This window comes from Janibacter sp. DB-40 (genome assembly GCF_029510815.1).
Taxonomy (GTDB): domain Bacteria; phylum Actinomycetota; class Actinomycetes; order Actinomycetales; family Dermatophilaceae; genus Janibacter.
Genome location: NZ_CP120360.1, coordinates 2,395,114 through 2,421,991, shown reverse-complemented (window position 1 = coordinate 2,421,991; position 26,878 = coordinate 2,395,114). Strand labels below are relative to the sequence as shown.

Below are 26,878 nucleotides of genomic sequence, written 5' to 3'. Positions count from 1 at the left end.
CGCCGCTGCCTCGAGCGGCTCCACGGAGACTGCGTATCACGGTGGCCCGATGGGTCTGCGCCAGGTGCGGATCGGTATCGCCCTGACCGACTTCGTGGTGATCGTGTGGGCGGTCTTCGGTGCACTGGTGGCGCGCTTCGGGTTCGACTCCGGTTCCGACATCGCGGCCAGCACCGACCGCTTCTCGCTCGGGTACCCGGCCTTCTCCGCGGTGCTCGCGGTGGCGTGGTGGGTCTCCCTGCGGTTGCACGGAAGCTACGAGACCCACATCCTCGGTCGCGGTGTCACCGAGTACCGCCTGCTGATGAACGCCACGCTGAGGGTCTTCGCTGCGGTCGCCCTGCTCGCCTACGCCTTCAAGATCGAGGTGGCACGCGGCTACGTCCTGCTCGCGCTGCCGGCAGGACTGGTGGCACTCTTCATCGCCCGGCGGATGTGGCGGCGGTGGCTGGGCGCGAAGCGGACGACGGGTGAGTTGAACCACGACGTCCTCGTCGTCGGGGAGGCGGGGCACGCCCGCGGCATCATCGAGGCCTTCGCCGGGATGCCGGAGGCCGGCTACGGGGTCGTCGGGGTCTGTACGTCCACGACCGATGCCAAGGAGGTCGGTGGGGTCCCCGTCGTGGGCAGTGAGCACCAGGCCGCGCAGCTGGCCATCGAGCTGGGGGTCGACGTGGTCGCCTGCGGCGCGGTGCACCGGCTCGGGACATCCGGGTTGCGACGACTGGGCTGGGCGCTGGAGGGCAGCGGGACCGAGCTGCTGGTCTCCCCGGGCCTGACCGAGATCGCCGGACCGCGGGTGGTCGCCCGACCGGTGGCGGGCCTGCCACTGCTGCACATCGAGGCCCCGACGTTCTCCGGGTCACCGCTGGTCATGAAGTCCACGTTGGACTGGCTCGCGGCGCTCGTCCTCCTGATCGCCCTGTCACCGCTGATGCTGGTCGTGGCCGCGATCATCAAGCTCCAGGACCGGGGGCCGGTCTTCTTCCGGCAGGAGCGGGTCGGGTTGCACGGAGAGCGCTTCCAGATGACGAAGTTCCGCTCGATGAGGGTCGGCGCGGAGGCCCAGCTCGAGGAGCTGAAGCGCCAACAGCTGCAGGAGCGGGCCTCGGCGGCGCTGGAGACTCCCTCGCACCACGCCTTCCTGCCCGGCCCCCACCACGAGGTCGGCGACGAGCAGCAGGTGGATCGGGGTCTGCTCTTCAAGCTGGAGAGGGACCCGCGGATCACTGCCTTCGGGCGTTTCATCCGGCGGTACTCGATCGACGAGCTGCCCCAGCTCCTCGACGTCCTCAGCGGGAGGATGAGTCTCGTCGGGCCCCGGCCACCGCTGCCCGACGAGGTGTCGCAGTACGCGCACGACGTGCGCCGCCGGCTTCTGGTCAAGCCGGGCATGACCGGCCTGTGGCAGGTCAACGGGCGCAGCAACCTCTCGTGGGACGAGTCGGTGCGATTCGACCTCTACTACGTCGAGAACTGGTCGGTCGCGCTCGACATGCTCATCCTGTGGCGGACCTTCGCCGCTGTCGTCGGCAAGGACGGTGCGTACTGATGGGTCGCCGCTGGGGGAGACCGCTTCGAGTACGCACCTTCCGCGCCCTCGGAAGCACGCTCGTCCGCAGCTCTCACCCGTTCGACTCCTTCGAGCACCTCGTCGGAGGTCGCGGTGCCTACCCGTGGGAGACGGTGCTGCGCACTCCCGTCGGGCAGATCCCGCTGTGGGTGCCGACGGCTCGGGACGCCGACGAGGTCCTCCGGGCCTTCCACCGCCACGACTACGGATCGGGGAAGCCCCAGGTGGTCGTGGACGTCGGGAGCCCGGCGGGCATCAGCACTGCGTTCTTCCTCAGCCGCTCGGACACGACCAGGGTGCACGTCTGGGAGTCGGGCCCGACCCACCTCGATGCGGTGCGGCGCAACGTCGCCCAGTTCGCCGGTCGGTGCACGGTCCATCCGGTGATGCTCGCGACCAGCTCGGTCCGAGGGATGGCGACCGAGGGGATCGGCGATGCCCTCCGGGGCGTGCTGCGTCTCGAGGACCACATCGACCTGCTGAAGTTCGACGTGGCCGGGATCGACGACCACCTCATCACGGCCATCCCCCTCGACGTGCTGCCGGACATCTGCGAGATCGTGCACCGCGTCTCCGGCGGGGTCCGACGCCATCACCCCCACGGGCCCGAGCCCGAGTACACCTGGCACCTCGCCGACTGAGGAGCCCCGCGCGAGGTCACCCCGGTCGGGCCAGGAAACCGCGTGCGAGGAGCTCGCCCACGAAGGCCTCCACGTCCTCACGGATCACCTCGGGTGGGTGCCCGGTGGTGCGGGCGACCTCGTCGACCACGGGGCCGGTGCCCTCGACCGCGGCCAGCCAGATGATCGCCGACTCATCGGGGAGCACGTCCACCGGACCGCTCGGGAGCGGCGCGACGAAGACGCGGGGGGCACCCCCTTCGTCCACGGTGCACGTCCACCCCACGTCCGGCGGGACGACGAACGGCGCCAGCGCGCTCATCGTCGACCTCCTCGTCGGGCGATCTCCCGAACCGCCCGCCGGGCCCGGTCGAGGAAGGCCACGGCCATCTCGCGGCGCGAGGGCCGGTGGCCGAGCTCCTGGGCGAGGTGGTCGATGTTGACCAGCGGTGCCCGGGCCATGAGGAGAACGCGTGAGCGCAGGTTCGGGGCAGCGGCGATCCGGGCACGCCACTCCTGCAGTCGTCCCTCCCGGGTGACCGCCAGCCACAGCTCCTTCTCGGCCGAAGGGGGGAGGGAACCCAGCTCCCCGGTGCCTGCGGCGAAGGCGACCTCCGCGAGGAACTCCCGCACCCAGTGACGCACGGCCTCGCGTCGGGCCGCGTCCGCCCCGTGCCACGCGTGCTGCACGTCGGCGCTGGCCTGGCCTCCCGGCGTGGTGCGACCCGCGTGCAGGACGAGCATGCCCACCTGGGCCGGCAGCGACGGCGTCGGGACGTCGACCCCGGCCACCGTCCGTGAGGTGCGGGTGGACCAGAGGCGGTCGAAGGCAGTCGCCGGGGGGAGCCCGATGCCGGGGTAGTGGCGGTGAACGTCGAGGTACCCCCACGCGTCGTGCCACAACGTCGTCGAGTGCTCGAAGGGCGATCCGGTGGCGAATCGGCTCACCGTGCGGTACCCGACCTCCGCGCACGCGGCGAGGAACCGGTCGAGGTGGGCGGGACGCACGAGGACGTCGGCGTCGCTGGCCCGTCGACCCGCGTGCACGAGCCGCTCGTCGAGGGCGTCGCCCTTGATGTGCAGCAGGTCCAGGCCGTGCCGTCGGGCGAGGACCTGGGCGGCTGCGTGCCCGAGGCGTACCCGCACCTCGACCGGGATGTCCGCACCGGCGGGGTCGGCGTCAGGGGTCTCACGGTGGGAGTCGACGCGGTCGATGACGGCCCGCATCTCGTGGACCCGGTCGCTCCAGTCGGGCACCTCGGGCTCCGCCCCGGTCGGATACCGGTCCGTGGCTGGGAGAGCAGCAGCGACGGCATCGGGGAAGTCGACAGGCGCCACGACCCGGAGGCGGTCGTCGGCAGCCTCGCGGAAGCCGGCGACCGGGGTGGTGATGACCGGTCGGCCCACTGCCCGGTACTCGTAGAGCTTGATCGGGTCGAGGCTGTCGGTGAAGTCGTCGACGACGTGCGGCACGAGCAGCGCGTCGGCGTGCTGGAGATAGGCCGGGACGACCCGGTGGTCCTTCGCGCCCAGTCGCACGACCCCTGCGCCGTCGAGCCGGTCCTGCTCGGCACGGGTCAGTGCATCGGGACCGACGAGGACGAGCGTCCCCCGGCCCGACAGCGCACGTGCCGTCGCCTCGCACAGCCCGACGTCCAGTCGGTCCGAGTGGAGCGTGCCGACGTAGGTCGCGACCGGCCCCGGGGGCAGGTCGCCGGGACGAGTCGTCGGCCGTACCACCGCGCCGAGGTCGACGGCGTTGTGGACCAACGTCACCGGGCGGCGGGACGACTTGGTCGCCACGAGGGTCCGCGAGCAGACGACGACCTCGACGGCACGGCGCATCAGGGCGGCCTCGTGGGCCGTCAACCTGGCCAGGGCACCCGGATCGCGGTCGGCCTCCAGCCAGTCGTCGGTGATGTCGTACAGCGTCGGCCACCCGGCGCGCTCCATGACGAGGGCGCCGCGGGGGTCGTTGACCCAGAGCACAGGTCGGGTGAGGCCGAGCCGGCTCGCGGCCGCGAGGACGCCGTCGGCCCAGCGCTCGTCCTGGTGCGCATCGACGCGGCGGGGCAGCGCCTTGGTCGGTTCGAGGAGCCACAGGGCGTCCGGGCCGACGCCGGGGAGGTGGGGTCCACGGCGCAGATCACGGCCAGTCCTCGGTGGGTGCCCGGTCCGCAGGCTGTGCAGCGGATCACGGGCGGGCTCGACGACGAGGACCCGGAGGGAGGCGTCCTCGCGCAGCAGCCCCGCCAGCAGGTGCTGGTTGCGGCGCCAGACCCGGTCCCACGGCTCGAGGGAGATGACGACGAGGTCCCGCCCCGGCTGAGTGCGCGCGGTGGGCAGGTCGCTCCCGGCCAGGAGGTGTCGGAAGAGGGAGTCCGTGGCCTCCGCCTGCGCCGCGACGGAGAACACCTGCCGCTGGCGCTCCCGGAGCGCTCGTCCGTAGCGGTCACGACGCTCGGGATCGCTCGCCAGGTCGGCGAGCAGTCGGCCCGCGTCCACGGCATCCCCGGGGGTGAAGAGTGCCGCGTCGGTGACACCGCCGACGCTCTCGAGGTGCCCGCCGGCCGCCGCAGCCACGACGGGGGTTCCCGAGGCCATCGCCTCGATGACGGTCAGGCCCATCCCCTCGGTCGCGCACGGGGCCAGGAGGACGCCGGCGCCGGCCATGAGCCGGTCGACGTCACGGCGGTGCCCCGCGAAGTCCGTGGCGTCCCGGATGCCGAGCCGGGCCGCGAGCGCCTCCAGCTCGGCCCGTTGGGACCCGTCCCCCGCGATGACCAACCGCCACCCGTGCTCGGCCAGGCGGGACTCGGCGAAGGCGGAGATGGCCGAGTCGGTCGACTTCTCCGCCTCGAGACGTTGGGCGACGAGCACGGTCCGGTCCCGCCGGGACGGCGCCGGCCCGTCGGGCCGGTCCGGGATCCCCGGGAGGATGACGGTCGCGTCGACGTCCAGGGCGCCGGCGATGTACTCGCTCACCGCGATCTCGGCAGCCAGTCGGGGCTGCACCCGCTCGGCCACGGCGCGGACGGCCCGGGTCGAGCCGCGCCGTGCGGCGAAGTGACGGGTGCTCACGATGGGGGTCTGCGCGAGGGCCGGGCTGGCCAGCGCCGTCAGGTCGGCGGAGGTCATGTGCGTCGCCACGACGTCGGCGCCACGTCCCGCGGGGCCCGCGAGATGGCGCAGGGTCGTCGTCAGGTCGGTCGCCGGCAGCAGCCGGACGCCTGCACGGTCGATGGCCGCGCGCATGTGTCTCTGGTCGCCACCGAGCACGGTCACCTCGTGCCCGCGATCGTGCTGCGCAGCGGCCAGGACCGCGATGTGCCGCTCCACGCCGGCGAAGCTGGGGGTGCGGACGAGATGGGTGATCCTCACGGGCGGCCGACCCCCACGGCCGTCTGGGCGTCCTCGCGGGCGGTCGCCGGCTCGCCAGGACCGTCATCCCCCTGCTCGTGACGGGCGCACGCGCCGAGGCACACCCCCGCGATGACGAACGGGACGGAGGTCTGGGCGGCCACCCAGAACAGGTCCATCTGCCCCTGGACGAATCGTCCGAGGACGACCATGACCGCGAGCATCCCGTACGTCGGGGGCATCCGCCACAGGACCGCCACGCTGCCGACCATGAGGGCGAGGAAGCCGATGAGGCCGATGAGGCCCGCTGCGGTGAGGACCTCCATCTCGGCGTTGGGTGGCTGGATGCCGGCGGAGAAGCGGTCCGTGTACCACCACCGCAGCCCGACACCGACGAGCGGCTGGGTCTGCCAGATCGACAGGGCATCCGCGAAGGACTCGACGCGCGTGAAGAACGAGTTGTGCACGTTGCCGCTGGCGATCTGGTCACGCACGAGGGTGAGGACGACCAGGAGCGCGGGCACGATGGCCAGGAGGACCACCCGGGAGCGACGGCGGTCGGTGTGCGTGCGCAGGACCAGGATGACGAGGACGACACCGAGGGCGACGATGGCCTGGCGGGACTGGGTGAACCCCATCCCGACCACCAGCCACCAGAAGACGGTCATCCCTGCCCGTCGACCCAGATTCAGCCAGATCGGTCGGATGTAGGCGATGAGGGCCGTGGTGCCCAGCATCGTCCCGAGGAAGTTCTTGTGCATCCCGTGAGGGAGGTACACCGGCTCGAGGTTCCCCTCCAGTGCCTGGAGCACACCGATCCCGGTGACCCACGTGGCCAGGACGACGGCTGCGGCCAGCATGAGCTTCAGACCGAGAGGACCCGCGCCCTCGCGCCCGACGCTCCAGCCGACGAGCAGCCCGCCGGCGACGAGGACCCAGGAGTGGAGCCAGTCCAGGGCGTTGGCGGGGTAGGGGTTGGCCACGACCGTGAAGAGAGTGGCCACCTGGTAGACGACCGTGAGCCACAGCAGGTTGCGCAGGGGGCGGCTGAACGGCCGTCGGCCGAAGAGGAGTGCCGCGAGCGTGCCGACCGCCAGGGCGATGTCCGAGACGGAGACATCGGTCCCGCCGTAGACCGTCCTGGCTGCGACGTAGAGCAGGGGCAGGACGACCAGCGGGACGGTGACGGGGCGCACCGCCGAGATCCCGAGCAGGAGGACCGTGATCGCCAGTGCGAGGGCCGCTGCCGGCTGCTGCGGGGCGATCCAGCCGAGGGCGGCGGCGCCGGCCCCTGCTGCGACGAGGCCGGTGACGGTGACGACCCCTGCCCCTCCGGACGATCTCACGGTGCGGCCCCGACGCCGGGGAGCTCGGCCTCGACGGCGAGCGGTCCGCGCAGGTACCGGCGGGCCCGCTCCCGGGCGGCGGCCGCACGCTCGCCGTCGAGGAGCACCGCCCGTGCTGCGGAACCGATGACGACGGCCGCCCGGGTGGCCTGCCAGCCGACGGTCCCGAAGTGCTTGCGGTGGTACCGCTCCTGGGAGGCGTGGAAGTGGGCATCCCGGCGGCGGGTGTCCGAGCTCGTCGCCGCGCCGAGGTGGAGGGCCGTCACCTCCGGCACGAGACGGTGGCGCCAGCCGAGGTCGACGGCCCGCTTGGCCCAGTCGGTCTCCTCGGCGTAGAGGAAGAAGGACTCGTCAAGGCCACCCACCTGCTCCAGGGCCCGGGCGCGCAGCAGCAGCACGGATCCGATGACGTAGTCATCCCGTCGACGTCGACCGAGTCCCACCGCCTCGAGGGCCGCACCCCAAGGTGTCGGCAACGGCCAGGCCACCCGTGCGGGTCGCCCGGCCCCGTCGACCTGTGCCGGGGCGACGCTGGCCAGGTCCGGGGCCTCGTGGAGGGCAGCGTGCAGCGCACGGACGCCGATCTCGTCCACGACCGCGTCGGGGTTGAGCAGCAGCACGTCGGCGCCGGGTCGCAGCCGGCGGGCGAGTCCGTGGTTGACGCCGAAGGCGAAGCCCCCGTTGCGGCCGGGGTCCAGGTACCGCACGCCCAGCTCGTCGCAGACCTGCAGCACTGCGGGGTCGCTGGAGTTGTCGACCACGGTGACCGGCAGGTGCGCGATGGGGGCGAGGGTGTCGTGCAGCAGCCGCGCCGAGTGGAAGGCGACGACGATGATCTCGAGGCCGTCGCCGACGACCCGGTCACCGCCCTTCGCCATGTCCTCGTACAGCGTCACGTACTGCCCCCCGATGAACTCCCAGTCGTACGCACTCGCGCGCACGATCCCCTCGCGGCGCATTCTCCCCGAGAGATCGGGGTCGGCGCCAGCACGGCGCAGTGCCGCAGCCAACGAGGTGGCGTCGTCGGGTGGAACCAGCAGGCCGGCTCCGTGCACGACGTCGGGCAGGGCACCGCTGTCACTGGCCACCACGGGGGTGCCGCAGGCCATCGCCTCGACCGCGACCCGACCGAACTGCTCCTGCCACCCGGGTGTCGTGCGGGAGGGAACCGCGAGGACGTGCACGCTCCGGTAGACATCGGGCAGGTCGTCCGTGGCCACCGACCCGAGGAACTCCACGCGTCCGGCGAGGTCGGGAGCTGCCGCCCGTGCCCGCAGCTGCTCCTCCTCCGGGCCGGCGCCCGCGATCGTCAGGTGCAGGTGCGGGTCCGCTGCCACCGCCTCGAGGAGGACGTCGACGCCCTTGTGCGACGCCAGCCGGCCGACGTACCCGACCTGCACGGCCGGCCCGCGGTCGGGCCGCGCCGGTCCGTGGGTGAACCGCGTCCTGTCGATGCCCAGCCCGATGAGGACCGCCCGCCCCGTCAGGCCCTTGCGGGTGACGATCTGCCCCGCCTGCGCGTTGCACACGCTGACGGCCACGGCGTGCCGCAGCGCCCACCGCTCGACCCAGCGGAAGGGGGGTGGGTAGCGCTTGTCGATGTTCTGGGCCGAGTAGAGGCAGAAGGGGGTGCGGGAGCGGCGCAGGGCTCGCAGGAGCAGGATCTCGGCCGTGGCGAGGGCGAAGGGCTCCTCGTGCAGGTCGAGAGCGTCCCACTGCTGACCCAGGAGTGACCAGAGCGGACGGGGGTCGTAGACAAAGAGGGCGGGATGCCTCCCCAGGGTGCGCACGCCGATGACGTCCTCACCGGGCCGGGCCTGGAGGAGGACGTCGCGGCCCCCTTCGTCCCACACCCGGGCGGTCACCGAGGTGACCTCGTGGCCGTGGCGGCGGACGACCCGCTCACGCTCCCGCCAGGCATCCACCACACCGCTGTGCGAGATCCGCAGTATCCGCACCTTATACACTCCTCGTAGCGGTGAGAAACGTCATACTGACCTTACCGTCGGGGCACCGAGCGCGGTGTCGTCCGGATCGGGGGAGGGGTCGACAGTGCAGCTGAGCGAGTTCTTTGGTGTCCTGCGGGCGCGATGGACGTTGGTCGCGACGTGCGTCGTGCTGGCCGTGCTGGCGGCCCTGGCAGTGACGCTGCTGACGACTCCGGTCTACGAAGCGCGTGCTCGGATCTATCTCAGCACCGAGCGCGTCCAGGACACCCCGCAGGGCGGTGTTTTTGCGCTGACCAGCGACGACCTGGAGACCTACGTGTCGATCCTCAACACGCCGGCGGTGCTCGAGCCGCTGCGCGAGGAGCTGGGGATGGAGCCGGGGCACCCGGTCCACGTCTCCGCCGACGTCACCGGGTCCACGTCGATCCTCAACATCACCGCCACGGCGGCCGACCCGCAAGAGGCGGCCCGGGTGGCCAACGAGGTCGGCCCCCAGCTGGGGGCGGTTGCCGGTGAGTTCTCCACCCTGCTGGCCTCCTCCGGGCAGAAGGTCATCTCCACGCCCATCGAGCCGGCGTCGCCGCCGTCGAGCCCCACGTCACCGGACCCGGTCCGCAACATCGGGCTCGGTCTGCTTGCCGGCCTCGTGCTCGGGATCGGTCTCGCCTTCCTCCGGCACGCGCTGGACACCAAGGTCCGAGGGGAGGAGGACATCCGCGCCCACTCGGATGCACCCATGCTCGCGGGTCTCCCGCTGGAGTCCACCTCGTCCAAGGGGTTGGTGAGTGTCGAGGAGCAGCCCCACGGTCGACATGCCGAAGCCATCCGACGGCTGCGCACCAACCTGATGTTCGTCGACGTGACCACCGGGCGACACTCCTTCGTCGTGACCTCGGCCATGCCCGGGGAGGGCAAGACGACCACTGCGGTCAACCTCGCGCTCGCGATGGCCGACTCCGGTCGCCGCACGCTCCTGGTGGACGCGGACCTGCGCAAGCCGTCCGTGGCCCGCACGCTCGGGATGGAGGGCAGCGTCGGCCTGACCACGGTGCTGCTCGGCGACGCCGAGGTGCACGACGTCATCCAGCCGTGGGGGAGCGTCGGGATGGACGTGCTGCCCGCCGGCCAGATCCCGCCGAACCCGAGTGAGCTGCTCGGATCGGCACCGATGGAGGCACTGCTGACGACCTTGGTGCAGGAGTACGACTTCGTGCTCATCGACTCGCCGCCGGTGGTCCCGGTCATCGACGCAGTCGTCATCGAGCGGCTGACGGGCGGTTTGGTCATGGTCGTCGGCGTGGACCGGACGCGGAAGAAGGATCTGGTCGCGGCCCTGAAGCAGCTCGACACGGTCGGTGCCCGCGTCTCGGGCTTCGCCCGCAACTTCGTCTCCGGCAAGAGCAGCGGTGAGTACCGGTACGGCTACCACACCTACGAGCAGGAGGCGGCCAGCGAGACCCGGAGGGGCCGCAGGCGTGCCGAAGCCACGAGCGGCGGCCGCGGGCAGTGATGCCACGCCACTGAGTCGAGCAAGACGAAGGGCGCCGCACGAGAGGTCTCGTGTGGCGCCCTTCGTCACTGGCGACGGTCAGTGGGGGTAGTCGCTAATGCGTAGTTGCTGGCACGGGGGCAGAGATGCAGCCGAGAGGCTCGCGGTCTCGGTAACCACGGTGCCGCTGCAGTCGGTGTACGTGTACTGCACCGTCACCGTTCCGTTGGAGCTGGCCTCCGTCAGGTTCGAGTCGTACACCTGGGTCGTCGTGGAGTTGGCGCTGACCGAAAAGGTGGTGGAGCCGGGAAAGGTGACGGGGGGTTCCCCCGAAGCATTGGGTGTGAGCTGGATGGCTGTGATCGTGACCGTGGTTTCGCACGGCAGGGTGTTCTGCCAGATCACGCCCACGTGATAGCGCTTGGGCTCACCGGGGTGCTTGCAGAACGCCTGAGGATCGAGTTCAGGCGCCACAGGCGGCGGACTGGAGGCGTACGCGGGTGCCGCGGCGCTGCCGAGGATGACCGGTGCCGCCCAGGCAGCACCCTTGGCCACCGTCCGGCGGGAGACTGGTGTGGTGGTTCCTTCGCTCATGACTTCCCCTCGATGTGCGGTGCAGGCCCCATTTCCCCCCGCACGATTACCCAGACCTTACTGACACCGGACCCTCCATGGCAATATCTTGACCTTCTGCTGAATGCGGCACGGCGATCGGCCACAGCGGACAACCACGGCAGGGGGCTGCCCGGATGACCCTCTCCTCGTCATCGCGGGGTGCGGCGGACGCGGTCCGTGCGGCCGTGGCGCTGGCCCTGGTGTACACGATCGCCGTGCTCACAGCCCCCGGGCAGTGGCTGGACGACGAGGTCTTCGGGCTCGTGCAGAAGGTCGGGGTCGGACCGGTGGGGGAGTGGCTGCCCTTTCTGGCGCGCACAGTGCTGCCCGGGGTCCTCGTGGTCGCACTGCTCGTGGTCGCAGGGCTGGCCGTGCTCCGACGGCAGTGGGCCGCCGTGGGAGCAGCAGCAGCCCTTGTCCTGGTGTCGGTACCCGTGTCCCGGCTGCTGAGGGAGTGGCTGCCCCGGCCCGAGCACGGTTACTCCTACGTCGAGAACACCCTGCCGTCCACGCACGTGACACTTGTCGTCGCTGCGGCGGTGGCCATCGTGGTGGTGTGGCCGACCCGTCGACCGGGGTGGTTGGCGCCGCTCCTGTGGGCGGTCGTCGGACTGGCGTGCGCAGGGAATGTCGTCGGATACGCCCACCGGCCCAGTGACGTCGTCGCCTCGGTGCTGCTGGTCGCCATGGTGGCCGCGGCGGCGACGGCGGCCTGTGCGCGAGTCCGGGTCCGCGGCGGGCGTGACCCGCTACCCTGACGTCTCCACGTGCAGTGGTGTGCTGCAGGTGGTCCGACAGTCGTGGGGGAAGGTGGTTGCATCGTGGGCACAGGGCAGGGACCGGGCGAGGCCGTGACGCCGCGCCGGGTCATGGTGACCGGCGGGGCCGGCTTCATCGGGTCGCACATCACGGAGCGGCTGCTGGAGCAGGGCCACGAGGTGCTGGTGGTCGACAACTTCTACTCGAGCACCCGCCGCAACCTCACCCACCTGCTGGACCATCCCAACTTCGAGCTCATGCGGCACGACGTGACCTTCCCGCTCTATGTCGAGGTCGACGAGATCTACCACCTCGCGTGCCCGGCGAGCCCGATCTTCTACCAGCGGGATCCGGTGCAGACGACCAAGACCAGCGTGCACGGGTCGATCAACATGCTGGGGCTGGCGAAGCGGACGAAGGCGAAGATCCTGCTCTCCTCGACGTCGGAGGTGTACGGCGACCCCCAGGTGCACCCACAGACGGAGGACTACTGGGGCAACGTCAACCCGATCGGTATCCGCTCGTGCTACGACGAGGGCAAGCGGTGTGCGGAGACCCTCTTCTTCGACTACCGCCGGCAGCACGACCTCGACATCAAGGTCGCTCGGATCTTCAACACCTACGGTCCGCGGATGCAGCCCGACGACGGGCGGGTCGTGTCCAACTTCATCGTGCAGGCACTGGCGGGTGAGCCGTTGACGATCTACGGCGACGGGAGCCAGACCCGCTCGTTCTGCTTCGTCGACGACATGGTCGAGGGCCTGATGGCGCTCATGGCCACGCCGCACGAGGTGACCGGCCCGATCAACATCGGGAACCCGGTCGAGTTCACGATGCTCGAGCTGGCCGAGCTCGTGCGGGAGCTGACCGGCAGCACGTCGCGGATCGAGCACCGCTCGCTGCCCCAGGACGATCCGACCCGCCGCCGGCCCGACATCACCCGGGCTGTCAACGTGCTCGGGTGGGGGCCGCAGGCCCAACTGCGCGACGGGTTGCAGCGCACGATCGAGTACTTCGCCGCGCTGCCTACGTCGTGAGTAGCGCCTATCGGGTCGGCTTGTTCAGTCCGCGCCGGACTCTTCCTCTCATGTATCGGAAAATATCAACCAGCAGGGTCTTCCACCCGTCGGCGTAGGCGTCGTAGTGATGTCGCAACGTCAACAGTCGCAGTGGGTTCTGGTGCCCGGTGACCACGGAGGCTCTGGTTGACGTGTACTCGATCCGGTCCAGCAGCACCGCTGGCACAGCGCCTCCGAGGAAGGACATGGAGTGGGGCCGCCGGAGGTGCTGCTCGATGGCGCTCAGCCGCAGCTCTTCCTCGAGCACAACGGTGGCGTTCAGGGATCGGTGGCGTTCCGCGACTTCGACGGCGGAACGCAACAGGGACATTCCCGTGAACTGCTGGTCGTGCTGTCGGTACTGGGTCATGGCCTGAGGTTCTAGGAGTACGCCGCCGCGCAGGTGCGCGAGAAGGCCGAGCCATCCGTCGTGGAGGAAGTGGTGTGTGCTGTCCAGCTCAGCCGTTCGTGGGAACGGGACACCCGCACGCACCAAGGAGCTTCGCGCCGCCATCGCCGTACCAATGATGGTCTGTCCAGTGATGAACCGTAGAAGATGTTGCGGCGCATTCAGGTCCATCCCGGCACTGAGGCTGAGGGCCTGCCAGAGGCTCACGCCGTACGGGCGGCCGCCGGCGTCGATGAACTCGGCATCACTGAACCACATGAGGACACAAGGATCGGCGAACGCCTGCTCGATTCTCGCGAGCTTCGCTGGGTGCCACAGATCGTCCTGATCCGCGAAGGCGATCACGTCGGCTGTGGTCAGCGCCGTCGCCAACGCCGTCTCCAAGTTGCTGAGCAGGCCCACATTGTGGGGCTGACGAAGCACGGTCACCGGGAAGGGGGCGGACCTCGCGAAGGCCTCGAGGATGCTGACTGAATCGTCACTCGATCCGTCGTCGCTGGCGACGAGACCGTCAGGTGGGCGTTCCTGTCGAGCGATTGACTGCAGCTGCTCGCGGAGGTGGACCCCGCCGTTGTACGTGGGCAGAACGACCCAGATGGAGGTCGCCTCGCGCGGCTCGGTCATGTGAGGTCTCCCAATCGAACCAGGTCGGCGAACGAGGAGCTGGAGGCCCGCAATTCTTCGAAGGTGCCGATGGCACTGACGTGCCCCTCCTCGAGAAGCACGATGGCATCGGCCTCCCTGACCGTCGAGAGACGGTGTGCGACGACGATCGTCGTGACGTCCTCTCCGAGACCGTGGATCACCCCTGAGACCCGCTGCTCCGTCGCGTTGTCGAGCGCGGAGGTGGCCTCGTCGAGGATGAGGAGACGTGGTCTCCTGTACAGAGCACGCGCCATGCCGATCCGCTGCTTCTGCCCACCCGAGAGCCGGGACCCGCGTTCTCCAACTTGCGTTCGGACGCCGTCCGGCAAGCCCGCGATGAGACCCTCCAGATCGGCCTGCATGATTGCCTGCGATAGTAAAGCGGCGTGTGCAGACTCGTCAGCGCGGTCAGCCTCGAAAGCGATGTTGTCCTCGATCGTCCCCTCGATGAGGAAGACGTCCTGTGGGACATATGCGATGTTCGCCCGCCACGCGCTGATGTCGGAGAAGACATCGATTCCGTCGGCCGTGATCAACCCGGATGTCGGTTCGTAAAAGCCGAGAACGAGGTCGACGAGGGTCGTCTTGCCCGAGCCGCTGGGACCAACGAGCGCCACGGATGACCCCTTCGGGACGCGCAGGCTCACGTGGTCGAGTACGGGGTCGGCTGCGTCCTGGTACTGGAAGCAGACCTCGCTCAGGACAAGTTCGCGCTCCATGGGTAGCGGCATGGCCGACGCCTCGCGGGTCGCGTCGTCGAAAGTCTTCCAGTCACGGGCAACGTACCGAGCCGACTCCTCGGACACTGTCAATGTCGAGATGTTGCCGAGCAGCCCAGTCACGGCTGGCAGTAGCCGGAATCCCGCAGCCACGAAGACGCCCAGCAACCCAAGAGTTGCGCCGCCCTCAGTGTCTGAGCTGAGGACAATGGCAAGTCCGACGGCCAGGATAAAGAGCACTTCGAGGATGTATCTGGGGAGACCTGCGATGAAGCCGGAAACACGGTGAGCTTGGGCTGCGCGTTGCACGGCGTTGTCGTACTGATGGACGAAAGGCAGTTCCGCAGAGCGCAGTTGGATCTCCTTCACCGCGCCGAGGGCTGTCATCGCAGAACGCCAAGTGAGCCCGGCTGACGAAATCGTTTCGCGACCGGCGCGCTCGGTGGCTGGCCTGACGACGCGCAGGTATAGAACTGCGGTGAGCAGGAAGTACCCGACCAACACCGTCGTCTGAAGGGGTGCTGTGTAGAAGAGCACGGCACCGAGGCCGACGATGGTCGCCATGTTGGCCACTCCGTTCACCAATGCGTAGACCCCGGCGAGCATGAACTGATTCACAGCGTCCTGCTGCACCTTGAGCAGATCCGCCGTTGTCCGTTGGGAAATCTGACCATACGGAGTCGTGAGGTAGACCCGGAGGAGGTGGGTCGAGACCGCGGCGCGACTTCGGTTCGTCAGACCAGCTAGCCACCAATTGAAGGCGATGGAGGCTGCGGACTTCGCGATGAACAGCGCTACGACCATGACCGCCGTCGTGACGAGCAGGCTGTGCGTGTCGTTGCCCGTAGACAACTGGCGGATGGGGTCCAGGATGCGGGAATCAGGGGTGACTCCTGAGGCGAGGGACACCATGGGGTAGACCAGCGCGACAGCCACCATATCGAGGAGCGCGAGGGTGATCAGGCCCAAGGAGCCCAGCATCAGCTTGGTCTTCGTCCTCCGGTCCAAGACGCGCCGGACATGACCAATGAATTCACGCATGTCGGCGGTCCAACGCACTCACGTAGGCGTCGAGGGTCCTCCGCGCGGTATCGGCCCACGTGTACCGCGTCGTGATCCTGTCCAGCAGTCGCCGGGACGGCTCGTCAGCGAGGGCGGACGTGACGGCGGCACGGATGGAGGCGGGTGCAGCCGGGTCGCAGTAGTGGGCGTCGTCACCGAAGTACTCACGGGCGTGACCGCGGTCGGTGGTGACGACGGTGCACCCGGACGCTGCCGCCTCGAGGGAGACCAGTCCGGTCGTCTCGTACCAGCTGGCGAGCACGTGCGTGCGATGCCGCGCGTACAGGGCGGGCAGGTCCGCGTGGTCCACGCCTGGCAGCAGGGTCACATTGCCAGTGGCAGCCCGTCGGCACTGCTCGTAGTAGGCCGCGTGGTGCGGGTGTGGTGGACCCACGACGATCAGGGACGTGCCCGGCAGACCGCGCAGGGCCGTGATCGTGCCCAGCTGGTTCTTGTGCGGCTCGATCCTCCCGACGCACAGGACGGTTCCGGCGTCGCGCGGTCGGTCGAAGCCCGGGGTGAAGAGGTCGGCGTCGATGGCGTTGGGCACCACGACGGTCTCGGTCAGCACGCCCAGGTCCTCCCGGATGTGCTGCGCCTCCCCGTCGGCATTGGGCAGCAGGAGGTCTGCCGTGGACCAGGCCCTGACCTGGTCCAGCTCGGCGGCCATCTCCCGCAACGCCAAACGGCTGAGGTGCTCCCGGCCCTTCAGGCTTGCGGTGAGGTACCGGATCCCGCGACGGCCACGCCCCAACGCGTCCCGAGCGGTGGAACCTCGTCCCGCGCCGCCGGAGGTGGTGTACGCCAGTCCCCAGTAGATGGTCGACATCACCACGGGCACGCCCCGTCGTCGGGCCCCGGCCACCTCCTGCGCGCCGAGCTGGAAGCCGTGCACCACGTCCCAGGACCCCTCGGGAAGCCGGGGCCCGAGGTGCTCCTCGACCTCCACCCCGAGCCCGCGTAGCGCCCGCGCGGTGTGCTCCATCTGCACACGGTGACCTCCGGGGATCTCCGCGCCGCGACTGAGCCACATCAACACCCTCATGAGGACGCGCCCGCCGACCGCGACCCCAGTGCCGTCTCGTAGAGGTCGAGGTACCGGCCGCCGATCCGGTCCCACCCGAGCGACTCGGCGTGCGCCCGGGCGTCGGAGGGGGCGAGCGGATCGCGGTGGGCGCGGACCATGGCCTCGGACAGGGCCGCGGTGTCGGTGGGGTCCACACCCCACCCCGCGTCCCCGGTCGCATCGGCCAGCCCACCGTTCGTGCTCCACACGACTCCGCGACCGGCAGCCATCGCCTCGACCGCGACGATCCCGAACGGCTCCAGACGACTGGGGACGACGGCGACGCGGCAGCCCTCCAGCAGGGACCGTACCCCCGAGCGGTCCAGCGGGCCGAGGAACTCCACACCGTCTCCAGCGAGCGCGCGCAGGTGCTCGCGCTCAGGTCCGTCGCCACCGATGCGCAGCACCGCGTCCGGTTCCTGCTCCCTGACCGTGGCAAAGGCCCGGATGAGCAGGTCGAAACCCTTCTGCGGGACATGCCGCCCCCACGCAGCGAAGACCGGTGCGCTCGGCAGGGGAGTGACCTGCCACTGCGTCGGATCAACGCCGTTGGGCACCACCTCAGCGTGCTCGAAACGCGACGCGACGGTGGCGGCGTCGTCACCGGCACGTCGCGAGCACGCCGTGAGGGCAGCAGCGCGGCGGCTCCCCAGACGCAGCACTGCTCGCATCTGCGCGCTCTTCTGGTAGATCCGTCCCGCGTCCATCGTCACTTCGCCCTGGGTGGTCAGGACCATGGGAACCCGTCGGCGCGCCGCCCAGAGCGTCAGGGGCAGGACCTGGTTGGCGGCGCACTGGACGTGGACGATGTCGGGTCGGGGACCGACGTCGTCGAGTGCGCCGACCTGTCGTCGCAACGCGAGCGGGTACCGGAGCAGCCGCCTCGGGTCACCCCCGGGAAGGTCGAGGTCGATGCGTCGGACCGGCACGCCCTCGACGGTGTCCTCAGTGGGGAGGTGACGTGGATGCCGGTGCACGATCACGGTGACGTCGTGGCCCCTTCGCCGGTACTCGTGAGCGAGCTGCAGGGTGAGCTCCTCCACCCCGCCGCGCGAGGGGTGGAATGCGCTCGGAGCGAGCCAGATGCGCCGTGGCCCGGACCTCCCGCTCACCCCAGGACCTTCCGGTACACATCGAGATGGGCGTGGGCAGCCTTCTCCCACGAGAAGGTCGTGGCGCGGTCGAGGCCGCGGCGCACGAGGTCCTCGCGGTCGATCTCCTCGCGGCCCACGGCGCGTATCGCCTCGGCGATGGAGGCGCCGTCGGGCTGGGTCATGAGCGCACTGCCCTCGCACACCTCCGGGAGCGCACCGCGGTCGACGGCGATGACCGGTGTCCCCACCGCCATGCCCTCCAGCGACGGCAATCCGAAGCCCTCGTAGATGCTGGGGACGACCACGGCCTCTGCTGCTGCCATCACCCGGCCGACGACGTCGAGGTCCACCTTGCCGGGGAGCACTACGCGCGGGAGATGGCCGAAGAGCTCCTCCCGACGGTCGGAGGGGGGACCGAGCAGCACGAGCTCGTGATCGGGCAGCTCAGGGGCCACCCGACCCCAGGCGTCGGCCAGACCCTCGAGGTTCTTGCGTCGGGTCACTCCCGCGGCATGGACGAAGAAGGGGCGGGTGACGCCCAGTGCCCCGAGCGCAGCAGTATCCAGAGGCTGGGGTTGCTGGAAGCTTGGGCGTACTCCGTAGGGGATGACGGTCACGTGCTGCGCGCCGAGGAGGTCGGTCGCTTCGGCCGCGGCGAACTCCGAGGGGCAGATGACTTGGACGTCGGGGATCGGGTCGCTGCACCACGCGGGAAGGCGCCCCTCGTCCGGGAAGCGCATCGGCGGCAGGTCGTGCAGGGTCAGCACGTGCGGCCCGGGGGGGCGAGGAACCCGCAGGTCGAACCGGTGCACGAGGTCGAACCGGAGGCCGGTCAGCGCACCCACCACCCGAGCCCCACGACGATGGTTCAGGATCCGCTGGGGGACACGGAAGGTAGCGGCACTGTGGCCACTGCCGACGCTCGAGACGCGGAAGTCCCACCTGGGCTCGGCGAGGGCGGCGATTGCCTCCTGGATGCTGGCCTCATAGGTCTGTTGACCCATGGGCACGGTGGTGTACAGGCTGAGCCAGTGCACTCGCCGTGACACGTCCCCGATGGCGTCGCCGGCACGTCCCCGGCTCTCCCCCTCCATGCGCGTCACCCTAGCCGAGCGCAGCATCACACCGGTGCTTCACCGGCCGGAGCCGGCTGGGCGATCTCAGTCCGTGCGGCAGCGCGGTCGTCCAGACGGTCCTTGAGTCGGAGGAACGGCGTCTCGATCCATCTGAACGAGGCCTCGGTGACGAGCAATGTGACGACGATGCCCAAGAGCATCCGGACCCATACAGGTCCGACGTCGACCTGGTGACGGAGCAGCTGCAGTAACGGAAAGTGGTAGAGGTACATCCCGTACGAGCGGGTTCCTGCCCAGCGCAGGGGTCCCTTGGCGAGGGCAGCCCCCGTCCATGAGGACGGAGCCAGCACGACCCCCGCGAGGACGATGACGGTCAGCACCGCCGTGATGCTGTCGGGGCCGGTCAACCACCGCTCTGGGAGGGGTCGACCCGCGAGCAGCACCACCAGGAGCGCGGCGAGTGCGATGTTCGCGGCAACGCCGAGTTGTCGTTGATGCGCGAACGGTCCCCGTTGTGCGAGCCATGCCAGCAGCGATCCCCAGACGATGGGGAATCCTCGAAGGTAGGTGCCGCGGACCGGCTCGATCGACTCGGGCCACGGGCTGAACAGCACTGCTATGAGGACGAGACAGGCACTCACCCCGAGAGCTCGCACCCATCGGCGGGATGAGAAGAGGACGACAAGGAGCAGCGGCCACACGGCATAGAAGTGCTCTTCGATCGCCAGCGTCCACGTGTGCTCGAGGAAGACTGCGGGGTGCCCGGTGTACATCCACCAGTTCCCGAGATAGACCAAGGCCGCCGCAGCCCCTGGTCCGACTTCTGTGAGGTTCCCGGTGATCAGTCCGGCGACGACCACGAGGACACAGGTGACGAGGAGTGCCGGGTACAGGCGCAGCACGCGGCGGCCGTAGAAACGGATGAGTCGGAGGCGGCCGTGACGGTGCAGCTCGCCGAGGAGGATGGAGGTGATGAGGAAACCAGAGAGGGCGAAGAAAACATCCACCCCGACGTAGCCGTTGACGGCGAGTCCGAGCTGGGCATGGAAGAGCAGGACCGCGAGTGCCGCGATCCCCCTCAGGCCGTCCAGGCCGGGCCAGTGGCTCCGTGCCGTCACCCCCGCCGTCACGACGCGAAGCATACCGACGTGGACAGTTCACCTACCTGATAGTCACTCCCGTCTAGGCTGCGCACTAGTCGACCATGGGAGTGACATGCGCGGACCGGTACGGGTGGCCATCCTCGACCACACGGCGCAGCTCGGTGGGGTCGAGCTCGCTCTGGTCCGGTTCATGGATGCACTCGCGACCCGGGATGACGTGGATGCACGGGTCGTCCTCTTCGCACACGGACCGCTCGTGCAGCGGCTGCGCGGGCGCGGTCATGCGGTCGAGGTCCTGCCGCTGGACGAGGGCGTGGGCGGGACCACCCGGCACGAAGCAGCCCTCCCGCGCACGGCCGCGAGGAACGCGGCGGCGGCGGCCCCCTTCGTCCTGCGGTTGGCGCGGCGTCTGCGGGAGCTCGATGTCGACGTGGTGCACAGCACCACCCTCAAGGCGCACCTGCTCGGTGTGCCGGCAGCTCGTCTCGCGCGACGGCCACTCGTCTGGCACGTCCGGGACCGCATCGCTCCTGACTACCTGCCACCGCGCGTGGTGCGCCTGGTGCGTGGGGTCTCGACGTGGGGTCCGGAGCGGGTCATCACGAACTCCCGCGCCACCGCCGACACCCTCCCCGGAGCCCGCGGCCTCGTCGTGGCCCACCCCGGTCTGTCCCCCGAGCAGATCGCGCCGGCGCCTCGTCCGCTACCGCGGACGCCGGTCGTCGGCATGGTCGGGCGGATCTCTCCGACCAAGGGTCAGCTGGAGTTCGTGCGTGCTGCCGGCCGTATCGCGGACCGGTTCCCGACGGCGGCCTTCCGCATCATCGGTTCGCCGATGTTCGGTCAGGAGCAGCACGAAGGGGAGGTCCGTCGCGAGATCACGCGGTTGGGTCTGACCGATCGGGTCGAGCTGCCCGGCTTCAGTGACGACCCGGCGGCCGAGTTCGACTCGATGAGTGTGGCCGTGCACGCGTCGCCGACGCCCGAGCCCTACGGCCAGGCCGTCGCCGAGGCGATGGCCCGGGGGGTTCCGGTCATCGCCACGAACGCCGGAGGCGTCCCGGAGATCACCGAAGGAGGACCCGAGTCGGTCGGCTGGCTCGTCGAGCCCGGTGATGTCGATGAGCTCGCTGCTGCCATGGACGCTGCGTTGTCGGACCCCGAGGAGTCGGAACGCCGCGGTGACGCGGGGTGGGAGCGTGCGCGCGACCACTTGGGCATCGGTCCCAGTACCGACCGGATCGTCGGCGTCTGGGGCGAGGTGACCGGGCGCGAGCGACCACGGGTGGCCATCGCCCACGACTACCTGACGCAACGTGGGGGAGCGGAACGGGTGGTGCTGGCCATGCACCGCGCCTTCCCGGACGCGACGATCCACACGACCCTCTACGACCCGGATGGGACCTTCCCGGAGTTCCGGGACGCCGACATCCGCGTGAGCCCGCTCAACAGGGTCGGGGTGTTGCGGCGGAACCACCGGATGGCATTGCCCTTCCTCCCGCTCGCCTCGAGCCGACTGAGCATCGACGCGGACGTCGTCGTGGCGAGCAGCAGTGGTTGGGCACACGGTTTCCCCACCACCGGACGCAAGCTGGTCTACTGCCACGCGCCCGCACGCTGGCTGTACCAGACGGCGAGGTACCTGGGCCGGGACCCGGAGCGGTCACCGATCGGCCTCGCGCTCCTGGCGCTGCGTGCCCCTCTCAAGGCGTGGGACCGACGGGCCGCGGCCACCGGAGAGGTGTATCTCGCCAACTCCCACGTCGTGAGGGAACGCATCCACGAGGCCTACGGCATCGATGCGGAGGTGCTGGCGCCCCCCTTCGCGGTGGACGCGGAGGGAGACCGCGACCCGGTGCCGGAGGTGAGCGGCTGGGAGGACTTCCACCTCGTCGTCTCCCGGTTGCTGCCGTACAAGAACGTGCACCGCATCATCGAGGCCTTCGCGGACCTGCCGGAGCGACTCGTCGTCGTCGGTGCCGGCCCCATGCTGGCGGAGCTGCGTGCCTCGGCTCCGCCCAACGTCGCGGTGGTCACCCGGCTCACCGACGCCGAGATGCGCTGGGTGTACGCCAACAGCTGCGCGCTCGTGGCCGCCAGCCACGAGGACTTCGGCCTGACCCCGCTCGAGGCGGGCGCCTTCGGCAAGCCGACACTCGCCCTTCGTGCCGGTGGTTTCCTCGACACCATCGCGGAGGGGGTCAACGGTGCCTTCTTCGACGAGCCGGACGCCGCTGCGATCCGCGAGGCGGTCCGCGACAACCGCGGACGGGAATGGGACGAGGCGGCGATCCTCGCCCACGTGGACGCCTTCTCCCCGGAGCGCTTCGTCGAGCACCTGCACGCGGCCGTGGGGCAGCTCGCCGGGCAGCCGCGGTGCAGGTGAGCGCGGCCTGACGACGGGTTGCGGCCGGGCCGGTGGGTGACAGTGACCCCGAGCGGCTGCGTGCGCGAACGGCCCGGCTGACAGAATGCCGCACATGTCCACGTCGAACACCGCGGCCGGCCAGCGGCCCCGCATCCTCTCCGGGATGCAGCCCACCAGCGACTCCCTCCACCTCGGCAACTACCTGGGGGCCCTGGTCAACTGGGTGGGACTGCAGGAGGAGTTCGACGCGTACTACTTCGTCGCCGACCTGCACGCGCTCACGGTGCCGACGGACCCGGCCGACATCACCCGTCGCAGCCGCGTCACGGCCGCGCAGTACATCGCGGCCGGGGTCGATCCCGAGCGCTCGGCGATCTTCTGCCAGAGCCACGTGCGCGAGCACACCGAGCTGATGTGGGTCCTCGCCTGCCAGACCGCCTTCGGCGAGGCCAACCGGATGACCCAGTTCAAGGACAAGACGGCCAAGGGCGGCAACGCCAACGTCGGCCTCTTCACCTACCCGATCCTCATGGCCGCGGACATCCTGATCTACGACGCAGCGCGCGTGCCGGTCGGCGACGACCAGCGCCAGCACCTCGAGATCACCCGTGACCTGGCGCTGCGCTTCAACGCCCGGTTCGGCGACACACTCGTCGTCCCCGAGCCGCACATCATCAAGGAGTCGGCGCGGATCATGGACCTGCAGGACCCCACCGGCAAGATGAGCAAGTCGGCCTCCTCGGACCGGGGCCTGATCTCGCTGCTCGACGAGCCCAAGCGGATCGCCAAGAAGATCCGCTCGGCCGTCACCGACGTCGACGGCGAGATCCGCTACGACCCGGAGGGCAAGGCCGGCGTCTCCAACCTGCTGTCGATCCACTCGGCCCTGTCCGGCACCACGATCGCCGACCTCGAGTCGCAGTTCGCGGGACGAGGCTACGGGGACCTGAAGAAGGAGGTCGCCGACGTCGTCGTCACCGCGGTGGAGCCGTACCAGACGCGGATGGCCGAGCTGATGGACGACCCGGCCGAGCTCGACCGGATCCTGGCGAAGGGGGCCGCCCGCGCCGGAGAGGTCGCCTCCGCGACCCGTGACCGGGTCTACGACAGCGTCGGTCTCCTCCCCGCCGCGCGAGGCTGACCGTGGCGGTGCACGGAGTGTCGATCGCGGTCCCGGAGCCATGGGGCGGGCAGCTGCAGAGGCAGCGTGAGGACGTCGGTGACCCGATGGCCCAGGCGATCCCGCCGCACATCACGCTGATGCCGCCGACGGAGATCGTCCCGCAGGAGATGGACCGGTTCGTGCACCATCTCGAGATGGTTGCCGCTCAGCACGGACCCTTCACGATCCACCTGCGCGGCACCGGGAGCTTCCGGCCGGTCAGCCGCGTGGTCTTCGTCCAGGTCTCCGAGGGCATCCCGATGTGCGAGCGGCTGGAGCAGGCCGTGCGCCGTGGCCCCGTCTCACGGGACCTGGAGTTCCCCTACCACCCGCACGTGACGATCGCCCACGACATCGACGAGTCGGGGCTCGACCGGGCCTTCGACGACCTTGCCGGCTTCGAGGCGACCTTCGAGGTCAGTCGCTTCCACCTCTACGACCACGGCTCGGACGGCGTCTGGCGGCCGATGGTCGACTTCGACCTCACGGGCGAGCGTCTTCAGCCCGCATCGTGATGTCGCCCTCGGGGTCCAGGCTGCTGAGCAGCGAGCCGGCGATCTCGCCGAGCTGATCGACCTGCTCCGGCGTGAGCTGGTCGAGGATCCGCTCCCGGACGAAGGCCACGTGGCCCGGGGCAGCCGACCGGATCGTGGTCCACCCGTCATCGGTGAGCACGGCATCCGTGGCCCGGGCGTCCGTGGCGCTGCGCGTCCTGGCGACGAGGCCCCGGTCCTCGAGTCGCTTGACCACGTGGGACAGCCGCGGCAGCGTCGCGTTGGTGCGACGCGCCAACCACGACATGCGCAGGGTGCGTTCGGGCGCCTCGGAGAGCATCGCGAGCACCTGGTACTCGAAGTGGGTGAGCCCGGCATCCCGCCGTGACTGCGCGTCCAGTCGTGCCGGTAGGACCTCGGCGAGCCCGATGAGGCGCAGCCAGGTCACCATCTCCGCGTCGTCGAGCCACCGGGGTTCCATGAGGCGGAGTCTCCCAGAGTGGCGGCCGTGGGTGCGAGATCCGCGGGCAGCCCCCCTTCGTCCTCAGGCGGCGGTGGCGATCGCGCGCTCGTAGTGACCGACGAGCTGGGTCGTCAGGGAGTCCCACGAGCGATGGGCGACCTGGTGCGGCCCGGCCGCGCCCATCTCCTCGCGCAGGCCGGGTGACTCGACGAGCTCGCCGACCCACCGGGCCAGGTCACCGTGGGCGTCCGGGTCGAAGAGGTACCCGCTGCGGCCGTGGTCGACGAGGTCGAGGGGACCACCGGCCGCCGGTGCGACGACCGGCAGGCCGATCGCAGCGCTCTCCTGGAGGGTCTGGCCGAAGGTCTCCTTCGTCCCGGTGTGGACGAAGACGTCGAAGGCGGCATAGGCACGGGCGAGGTCGTCCCCGGTGAGGGGCCCGAGGAAGGCCGGTGGAGGATTCGGGCGCCCGGGAGCCCGCGCGACCGCCTCGGTCAGGCGGGCACCGAGCTCGTTGCGGCTCGGACCCTCGCCGACGAGGACCAGGCGTGTCCCCGGCAGCGTGGCGACCTCGACGAGCCGGTGGAGCTCCTTCTCCGGGGCGAGCCGGCCGACGTAGCCCAGGACGACCTCGCCGTTCGGTGCCAGCGCGCGCTTGAGGGCCATCGCCCCCGGTTCCTCCTTCCACTCGGGGCGGAAGAGGCGGGTGTCGACACCGCGGCCCCACAGGTCCACCCTGGGGACCCGGTGTGCCCGCAGCTCCTCGAGCGCGGGTCGACTGGGCGCGAGGGTGAGGTCGGCCCGGGAGTGCAGGCGTCGTATCCACTCCCAGGTCACCGACGAGGCACCGCGGCCGAGGGCGCCGGGGCCGCCGTGCTGCTGGACGTAGTTCGGCATGTCCGTCTGGTAGATCGCCACGCTCGGCACGGCGAGCCGCTCGGCGTCGTGCAGTCCGCGCGCACCCACGAGGAAGGGGGAGGCCACGTGCACCACGTCGGGGCGGAAGTCCCGCAGTGCTCGCCGCACGCCCGCGGTCGGGAGCCCGGCCCGGAAGCCGCGGACGGGCACCCCGGGCAGTGCGGTGACCGCGTGCCCGGCGAAGGTGCTCGGCGCCGGCCCGGGAGCGATGATCCGGGCGGTGTGCCCCTGCTCCCGGAGGGACTCGGCCACCCGGCAGACGCTCGTCGTGACGCCGTTGAGGCTCGGCAGGAAGGACTCGGTCGTGATGGCCACTCTCACGCCTCCACCGTGACGGGCCCAGGAGTTCTGGGGATGACGCCCGGGTGGGCCCCGGGTGAGCGGCGGGTGACGACTTCGCACGGCGCCTCGCCGACCTGCGGGTAGCGTGCGGCCATGACGTCGAGCGAGGAGCTGGAGCGGTTCTGGGCCGTGGTCCCGGCGGGAGGAGCCGGGACCCGACTGTGGCCGATGTCCCGTGCGAGCTCGCCGAAGTTCCTGCACGACCTCACGGGCACCGGACGCACCCTGATCCAGCAGACCGTCGACCGCCTGCGGGGGCTGGCCGGTGACCGGGTGCTCGTCGTCACCGGTGGCGCCCACGTCGACGCGGTGCGTGAGCAGGTGCCCGACCTGGCCGAGGACCAGCTCCTCGCCGAGCCCTCACCCCGTGACTCCATGGCCGCGATCGGTCTCGCGGCCGCCGTGCTCGAGCGTCGCGACCCGGAGGCGATCATCGGGTCCTTCGCCGCAGACCACGCGATCACCGACCTGACCGCCTTCGCCGACGCGGTCGCCGAGGCGGTCGCGGTCGCCGCGCGGGGTGAGCGGCTGGTCACCATCGGCATCGAGCCGACCCGTCCCTCGACGGGCTTCGGCTACATCCAGCAGGGTCCGCCCCTGGAGGGCTTCCCGACCGCCTCCCGGGTGCGCCAGTTCGTCGAGAAGCCCGATGCCCGCCGCGCCGCCTCCTACCTGGCCACGGGAGAGTTCCGCTGGAACGCCGGCATGTTCGTGGTCCGGGCCGCGGTCCTGCTCGACCTGCTGGATCGCTGGCACCCGGAGCTCGCCGCCGGGCTGCGGCAGATCGCGGCCGAGCCCGAGCGGCTCGAGGAGCTCTGGGGGGGACTGGAGAAGATGGCCATCGACCACGCCGTCGCCGAGCCCGCTGCCGACGAGGGGCTCGTGGTCATGGTGCCGGGCACCTTCGACTGGGACGACATCGGCGATTTCAAGGCGCTGTCCGGGTTGCTGGCGCACGAGGACGAGTCCATGACGGTCGTCGGGGACGCCGACAACGTCCGCGCCATCGACTCCGGGGGGCTGGTCGTCACCGAGTCCGGTCGGATGGTTGCCGTCGTGGGTCTCGAGGACGTCGTCGTCGTCGAGACCGACGACGCACTGCTCGTCACGAGCCGGGCACGCGCGCAGGACGTCCGGCTGGTCGTCCAGGCACTCAGGGAGGAGGGCCGGGCCGATCTGGTGTGACGC

22 protein-coding genes are annotated in these 26,878 nt (G+C 70.4%); 9 read left to right on the top strand and 13 right to left on the bottom strand.

Annotated elements, in window-relative coordinates; genetic code table 11:
* Nucleotides 1-49: 49 nt before the first annotated feature.
* Together PVE36_RS11490 and PVE36_RS11485 are read left to right on the top strand one after the other, a co-directional pair.
* A complete protein-coding gene (locus PVE36_RS11490) occupies nucleotides 50-1,552 on the top strand; it encodes a sugar transferase (RefSeq protein WP_277452472.1) in 1,503 nt (500 codons plus the stop codon).
* Entirely contained in the window at nucleotides 1,552-2,214 is a 663-nt protein-coding gene (locus tag PVE36_RS11485) for a hypothetical protein (RefSeq protein ID WP_277452471.1), read from the top strand. Before PVE36_RS11490 ends, PVE36_RS11485 begins: the two co-directional genes overlap by 1 nt.
* 16 nt (nucleotides 2,215-2,230) lie before the next feature.
* On the opposite strand, the gene PVE36_RS11480 is transcribed toward PVE36_RS11485, so the two are convergent.
* The 4 genes from PVE36_RS11480 to PVE36_RS11465 are packed head-to-tail and all read right to left on the bottom strand — an operon-like array spanning nucleotide 2,231 to nucleotide 8,857.
* Nucleotides 2,231-2,515 carry a PqqD family protein gene (locus tag PVE36_RS11480; RefSeq protein ID WP_277452470.1) on the bottom strand — a complete coding sequence of 95 codons (285 nt, stop codon included), beginning with the start codon at nucleotides 2,513-2,515 and terminating at the stop codon, nucleotides 2,231-2,233.
* A complete protein-coding gene (locus tag PVE36_RS11475) occupies nucleotides 2,512-5,574 on the bottom strand; it encodes a glycosyltransferase (RefSeq protein ID WP_277452469.1) in 3,063 nt (1,020 codons plus the stop codon). The genes PVE36_RS11480 and PVE36_RS11475 overlap by 4 nt, the downstream gene beginning before the upstream one ends.
* On the bottom strand, nucleotides 5,571-6,899 hold the full coding sequence (locus tag PVE36_RS11470) for an O-antigen ligase family protein (RefSeq protein WP_277452468.1): 1,329 nt from the start codon (nucleotides 6,897-6,899) through the stop codon (nucleotides 5,571-5,573). The genes PVE36_RS11475 and PVE36_RS11470 overlap by 4 nt, the downstream gene beginning before the upstream one ends.
* Nucleotides 6,896-8,857: a glycosyltransferase gene (locus tag PVE36_RS11465; protein WP_277452467.1), complete on the bottom strand. Its 1,962-nt coding sequence runs from the start codon at nucleotides 8,855-8,857 to the stop codon at nucleotides 6,896-6,898. The genes PVE36_RS11470 and PVE36_RS11465 overlap by 4 nt, the downstream gene beginning before the upstream one ends.
* Before the next feature lie 94 nt (nucleotides 8,858-8,951).
* On the opposite strand from PVE36_RS11465, the gene PVE36_RS11460 reads away from it, so the two are divergent.
* The gene (locus PVE36_RS11460) at nucleotides 8,952-10,358 is read left to right on the top strand and encodes a polysaccharide biosynthesis tyrosine autokinase (RefSeq protein ID WP_277452466.1); all 1,407 of its coding nucleotides are present in this window, start codon (nucleotides 8,952-8,954) and stop codon (nucleotides 10,356-10,358) included.
* Nucleotides 10,359-10,436: 78 nt separating this feature from the next.
* Here PVE36_RS11460 and PVE36_RS11455 read toward each other — a convergent pair whose 3' ends face one another.
* A complete protein-coding gene (locus tag PVE36_RS11455; protein WP_277452464.1) occupies nucleotides 10,437-10,931 on the bottom strand; it encodes a hypothetical protein in 495 nt (164 codons plus the stop codon).
* Nucleotides 10,932-11,086: 155 nt separating this feature from the next.
* Between PVE36_RS11455 and PVE36_RS11450 the strand changes: the two genes are divergently transcribed.
* Nucleotides 11,087-11,710: a phosphatase PAP2 family protein gene (locus tag PVE36_RS11450; protein ID WP_277452463.1), complete on the top strand. Its 624-nt coding sequence runs from the start codon at nucleotides 11,087-11,089 to the stop codon at nucleotides 11,708-11,710.
* A 63-nt stretch (nucleotides 11,711-11,773) separates the two neighbouring features.
* Nucleotides 11,774-12,748: a UDP-glucuronic acid decarboxylase family protein gene (locus tag PVE36_RS11445; RefSeq protein WP_277452462.1), complete on the top strand. Its 975-nt coding sequence runs from the start codon at nucleotides 11,774-11,776 to the stop codon at nucleotides 12,746-12,748.
* A 7-nt stretch (nucleotides 12,749-12,755) separates the two neighbouring features.
* On the opposite strand, the gene PVE36_RS11440 is transcribed toward PVE36_RS11445, so the two are convergent.
* The 6 genes from PVE36_RS11440 to PVE36_RS11415 are packed head-to-tail and all read right to left on the bottom strand — an operon-like array spanning nucleotide 12,756 to nucleotide 19,970.
* Nucleotides 12,756-13,802 carry a glycosyltransferase gene (locus PVE36_RS11440; RefSeq protein WP_277452461.1) on the bottom strand — a complete coding sequence of 349 codons (1,047 nt, stop codon included), beginning with the start codon at nucleotides 13,800-13,802 and terminating at the stop codon, nucleotides 12,756-12,758.
* On the bottom strand, nucleotides 13,799-15,583 hold the full coding sequence (locus tag PVE36_RS11435) for an ABC transporter ATP-binding protein (RefSeq protein WP_277452460.1): 1,785 nt from the start codon (nucleotides 15,581-15,583) through the stop codon (nucleotides 13,799-13,801). Before PVE36_RS11435 ends, PVE36_RS11440 begins: the two co-directional genes overlap by 4 nt.
* Entirely contained in the window at nucleotides 15,576-16,589 is a 1,014-nt protein-coding gene (locus tag PVE36_RS11430; protein WP_277452457.1) for a glycosyltransferase family 4 protein, read from the bottom strand. The genes PVE36_RS11435 and PVE36_RS11430 overlap by 8 nt, the downstream gene beginning before the upstream one ends.
* Nucleotides 16,590-16,645: 56 nt before the next feature.
* The gene (locus PVE36_RS11425) at nucleotides 16,646-17,782 is read right to left on the bottom strand and encodes a glycosyltransferase family 4 protein (protein ID WP_277452456.1); all 1,137 of its coding nucleotides are present in this window, start codon (nucleotides 17,780-17,782) and stop codon (nucleotides 16,646-16,648) included.
* Entirely contained in the window at nucleotides 17,779-18,858 is a 1,080-nt protein-coding gene (locus tag PVE36_RS11420) for a glycosyltransferase family 1 protein (protein WP_277452455.1), read from the bottom strand. The genes PVE36_RS11425 and PVE36_RS11420 overlap by 4 nt, the downstream gene beginning before the upstream one ends.
* Before the next feature lie 26 nt (nucleotides 18,859-18,884).
* A complete protein-coding gene (locus PVE36_RS11415) occupies nucleotides 18,885-19,970 on the bottom strand; it encodes an acyltransferase (RefSeq protein ID WP_277452454.1) in 1,086 nt (361 codons plus the stop codon).
* Between the two features lie 85 nt (nucleotides 19,971-20,055).
* Between PVE36_RS11415 and PVE36_RS11410 the strand changes: the two genes are divergently transcribed.
* The 3 genes from PVE36_RS11410 (at nucleotide 20,056) to PVE36_RS11400 (ending at nucleotide 23,988) form a co-directional block, all read left to right on the top strand.
* Nucleotides 20,056-22,329, top strand: coding sequence for a glycosyltransferase (locus PVE36_RS11410; RefSeq protein ID WP_277452452.1), 2,274 nt, complete (start codon nucleotides 20,056-20,058; stop codon nucleotides 22,327-22,329).
* Between the two features lie 85 nt (nucleotides 22,330-22,414).
* Nucleotides 22,415-23,452, top strand: a complete 1,038-nt coding sequence (gene trpS / locus PVE36_RS11405; protein ID WP_277452451.1) for a tryptophan--tRNA ligase — start codon at nucleotides 22,415-22,417, stop codon at nucleotides 23,450-23,452.
* A gap of 17 nt (nucleotides 23,453-23,469) precedes the next feature.
* Nucleotides 23,470-23,988, top strand: coding sequence for a 2'-5' RNA ligase family protein (locus PVE36_RS11400; protein ID WP_277452450.1), 519 nt, complete (start codon nucleotides 23,470-23,472; stop codon nucleotides 23,986-23,988).
* On the opposite strand, the gene PVE36_RS11395 is transcribed toward PVE36_RS11400, so the two are convergent.
* The gene (locus PVE36_RS11395) at nucleotides 23,957-24,448 is read right to left on the bottom strand and encodes a MarR family transcriptional regulator (RefSeq protein WP_277452447.1); all 492 of its coding nucleotides are present in this window, start codon (nucleotides 24,446-24,448) and stop codon (nucleotides 23,957-23,959) included. The two genes, PVE36_RS11400 and PVE36_RS11395, sit on opposite strands and share 32 nt — an antisense overlap.
* A 63-nt stretch (nucleotides 24,449-24,511) precedes the next feature.
* A complete protein-coding gene (locus tag PVE36_RS11390) occupies nucleotides 24,512-25,669 on the bottom strand; it encodes a glycosyltransferase family 1 protein (protein WP_277452446.1) in 1,158 nt (385 codons plus the stop codon).
* Nucleotides 25,670-25,783: 114 nt separating this feature from the next.
* Between PVE36_RS11390 and PVE36_RS11385 the strand changes: the two genes are divergently transcribed.
* Entirely contained in the window at nucleotides 25,784-26,875 is a 1,092-nt protein-coding gene (locus tag PVE36_RS11385; protein ID WP_277452445.1) for a mannose-1-phosphate guanylyltransferase, read from the top strand.
* Nucleotides 26,876-26,878: the final 3 nt, after the last annotated feature.

Bases quoted from the DNA above. Each gene is read 5' to 3' on its own strand.
- PVE36_RS11440 (WP_277452461.1), bottom strand. From the start codon at position 13,802: ATGACCGAGCCGCGCGAGGCGACCTCCATCTGGGTCGTTCTGCCCACG.
- PVE36_RS11450 (WP_277452463.1), top strand. From the start codon at position 11,087: ATGACCCTCTCCTCGTCATCGCGGGGTGCGGCGGACGCGGTCCGTGCG.
- PVE36_RS11435 (WP_277452460.1), bottom strand. From the start codon at position 15,583: ATGCGTGAATTCATTGGTCATGTCCGGCGCGTCTTGGACCGGAGGACG.
- PVE36_RS11395 (WP_277452447.1), bottom strand. From the start codon at position 24,448: ATGGAACCCCGGTGGCTCGACGACGCGGAGATGGTGACCTGGCTGCGC.
- PVE36_RS11490 (WP_277452472.1), top strand. From the start codon at position 50: ATGGGTCTGCGCCAGGTGCGGATCGGTATCGCCCTGACCGACTTCGTG.
- PVE36_RS11430 (WP_277452457.1), bottom strand. From the start codon at position 16,589: ATGGAGCACACCGCGCGGGCGCTACGCGGGCTCGGGGTGGAGGTCGAG.
- PVE36_RS11485 (WP_277452471.1), top strand. From the start codon at position 1,552: ATGGGTCGCCGCTGGGGGAGACCGCTTCGAGTACGCACCTTCCGCGCC.
- PVE36_RS11385 (WP_277452445.1), top strand. From the start codon at position 25,784: ATGACGTCGAGCGAGGAGCTGGAGCGGTTCTGGGCCGTGGTCCCGGCG.
- trpS (WP_277452451.1), top strand. From the start codon at position 22,415: ATGCCGCACATGTCCACGTCGAACACCGCGGCCGGCCAGCGGCCCCGC.
- PVE36_RS11420 (WP_277452455.1), bottom strand. From the start codon at position 18,858: ATGGAGGGGGAGAGCCGGGGACGTGCCGGCGACGCCATCGGGGACGTG.
- PVE36_RS11480 (WP_277452470.1), bottom strand. From the start codon at position 2,515: ATGAGCGCGCTGGCGCCGTTCGTCGTCCCGCCGGACGTGGGGTGGACG.
- PVE36_RS11410 (WP_277452452.1), top strand. From the start codon at position 20,056: ATGCGCGGACCGGTACGGGTGGCCATCCTCGACCACACGGCGCAGCTC.
- PVE36_RS11455 (WP_277452464.1), bottom strand. From the start codon at position 10,931: ATGAGCGAAGGAACCACCACACCAGTCTCCCGCCGGACGGTGGCCAAG.